We start from the raw sequence: 2,605 nt of genomic DNA, 5'->3' as shown, positions 1-2,605 counted from the left end.
CGACGTGCGCGGCTACGGCGACGGGCTCCTGTCGATCGTCCTGCGCTGAGGCCTCAGCGGGGCTCGACGACGACGGGCACCGGGTACTTCGCCCGCCGCAGGTCCCCCGAGGACCTGCGGTGCAGCCGACGCTGCGCCCACGGCAGGGCGTAGGCACGCGCCCAGCGCACGTTGCCGCGCCACCGGTCGGCGCGCGCCGCCGGTGGCAGCGGGACGAGCGGGTCGTCCCAGGCGACGTCGTCCGGTGCCAGGCCCAGGCCGACGAGCGCCGCCTGCGCCGCCCGCTCGTGCCCCGCCGTCGAGAGGTGGATGCGGTCCTCGGCCCACATGCGCATGTCGCGCAGCGAGCGCATGCCCCACGTGTCCAGGACGAAGGCGCCGTGCCGGTGGGCGATCGACCACAGCCCGGCAGCGTAGACCGCGGCCTTGGGCCGCGTGCGCTGGATGACCGGTGAGCCGGCCGGGTCGAAACCGGTCCCCATGAGGACGTCCACGCCGGCCGCGCGCAGCCCGGCGACGGCGTCCTCCAGCCCCGCGAGGAGCGCGTCGACGTCCGCCCCCGGGCGCAGGATGTCGTTCCCGCCGCCGATGAGCGAGACGAGGTCGGGGTCGAGCTCGCGGGCCACCGGCAGCTGCTCGCTGATGATCTGGCCGAGCAGCCGGCCCCGTACCGCGAGGTTGGCGTACTCCAGGGGCGCCTGGCCCGCCGCGCCCCGGCGGGCCGAGAGTGAGGCTGCGAGCAGGTCCGCCCAGCCGCGCTGGCGGCCCGGGTCGGTCGGGTCAGGGTCCACCATCCCCTCGGTGAAGGAGTCGCCGAGGGCGACGTAACGGCTCCAGCGCGGGGCGGGGGTGGTGCTGTCGGTCACCCGACGATCCTGCCAGCCCGCGCCGCTCAGGGCAGCGCCCAGCGCACCGGCCGTCCGCCCTGCTCCTCGAGCAGCGCGTTCGCGCGGGAGAACGGCCGGGAGCCGAAGAAGCCCCGGGAGGCCGACAGCGGGCTCGGGTGCGCCGAGGCGACGACGGGCACGTCACCGAGGAGCGGGCGCAGGGTCTGTGCCTGGTTGCCCCACAGGATCGCCACGAGCGGACCGCCACGCTCGACGAGCGCCCGGATCGCGTGGTCGGTCACCGCCTCCCACCCCTTGCCACGGTGCGAGGCGGGCTTGCCCGGCGTCACGGTGAGGACCCGGTTGAGCAGCAGCACCCCGTCCTGCGCCCACGGCGAGAGGTCGCCCGTCGTCGGCGGGTGGGTGCCGACGTCGTCGACGAGCTCGCGGAAGACGTTGACGAGGCTGCGCGGGATCGGGCGGACGTCCGGCTGGACGGAGAACGACAGCCCCATGGGGTGGCCCGGGGTGGGGTAGGGGTCCTGGCCCACGAGGACGACCCGGACGTCGTCGAACGGGTGGGTGAAGGCGCGCAGCACGTCCTGCCCGGCGGGCAGGTACCCGCGGCCGGCGGCGACCTCCTCGCGCAGGAAGTCGCCCATGGCGTGGACCTGGGGCTCGACCGGGGCGAGGGCGGCGGCCCAGCCGGGGTCGAGGATCTCGGCGAGGGGGGTCACGGCCCGCAGCCTAGCCCGGTGGCCGAGGGGAATGACATGCGTGTCGTTCCCCCGTAGCATGGGCAGGTCGCAGGACGAAGGAGGAGACATGGACACCGCTTACGCGCTGGGTCCGCAGGCCGCGCTCGAGGACACCGAGCGCGAGATCCTCGCCTTCGAGCGGCAGTGGTGGAAGTACGGGGGCGCCAAGGAGACCGCGATCCGCGACCTCTTCGGCATGAGCGCCACCCGCTACTACCAGGTCCTCAACTCCCTCATCGACACCGAGGCCGCGCTCGCGGCCGACCCCATGCTCGTCAAGCGCCTGCGCCGGCTGCGCGACGCCCGTCAGCGCGAGCGTTCCGGGCGTCGCCTGGGAGCCCACTGACCCCGCCCCGGCGCTCGACACCGGTAGCCTGCTGGCGTGAGTGAGTATCCCGAGGACGAGTTCGACGTCGCCGCGCGTGACCGGGGCCCGGAGGGCGTCCACCGCGAGCCGCCGTCGCTGTGGCGCGCGCTCGCGCCCTTCCTCGCGGTCATCGTCATCGTGCCGCTGCTCGCCTGGGGTGCGGTGAGCCTGCTGTCCGACAACGACGGCGACGACGCTCCGCTCGAGCCCGTGCCCGCCGCGACCGCCCCCGCCACCGAGGAGCCCGCTCCGGGGGAGACGGCCGAGCCCACGCCCACCCCCGCGGAGGAGCCCAGCGAGCCGGCCGTGCCGGACGTCGTCCGCACGGCGTCGATCTCCGTGCTCAACGGCGCCGGCGTCAACGGGCTGGCCGGGCGGGTCGCCGGGGAGCTCCAGGCGGACGGGTTCACCACGGTCGGGGCCGCGGACTACACCTCCGGCACGCCCGACGTCACCACCCTCTACTACCGCAACGCGGAGCTGGCGCCCACGGCGCAGGCCATCGGCACGCTCCTCGGGATCGACAACCTCGTCGAGTCGCCCGCGGCGACGCAGAACGTCGAGATCGCCATCGTGCTGCGAGCGGACTACACCGGCCGTTGACCATCCCGCTGGTCTCGGGTGCCCGGGCACGGACCGACCATTGACCCGTG

Annotated in this window: 4 protein-coding genes; 2 read left to right on the top strand and 2 right to left on the bottom strand. The window is 74.9% G+C overall.

The features are described 5' to 3' along the window. Positions 1 to 53 precede the first annotated feature (53 nt). Together FHE66_RS13400 and FHE66_RS13395 are read right to left on the bottom strand one after the other, a co-directional pair. Positions 54 to 866, bottom strand: coding sequence for an SGNH/GDSL hydrolase family protein (locus FHE66_RS13400; protein ID WP_218013730.1), 813 nt, complete (start codon positions 864 to 866; stop codon positions 54 to 56). 26 nt (positions 867 to 892) lie between these two features. Further along, on the bottom strand, positions 893 to 1,564 hold the full coding sequence (locus FHE66_RS13395; RefSeq protein ID WP_230976500.1) for a uracil-DNA glycosylase: 672 nt from the start codon (positions 1,562 to 1,564) through the stop codon (positions 893 to 895). Between the two features lie 88 nt (positions 1,565 to 1,652). Here FHE66_RS13395 and FHE66_RS13390 point away from each other — a divergent pair, with 88 nt between their 5' ends. Continuing rightward, a complete protein-coding gene (locus FHE66_RS13390) occupies positions 1,653 to 1,931 on the top strand; it encodes a DUF3263 domain-containing protein (protein ID WP_218013729.1) in 279 nt (92 codons plus the stop codon). A gap of 36 nt (positions 1,932 to 1,967) precedes the next feature. Further along, positions 1,968 to 2,555: a LytR C-terminal domain-containing protein gene (locus FHE66_RS13385; protein WP_139073476.1), complete on the top strand. Its 588-nt coding sequence runs from the start codon at positions 1,968 to 1,970 to the stop codon at positions 2,553 to 2,555. Positions 2,556 to 2,605 lie beyond the last annotated feature (50 nt).

This window comes from Georgenia sp. 311, assembly GCF_006151955.1.
In the GTDB taxonomy this organism is placed as follows: Bacteria; Actinomycetota; Actinomycetes; order Actinomycetales; family Actinomycetaceae; genus Oceanitalea; species Oceanitalea wutianyii.
Note: the sequence above shows the minus strand (reverse complement) of the source record. Positions and strands in the feature narration are given on the sequence as shown.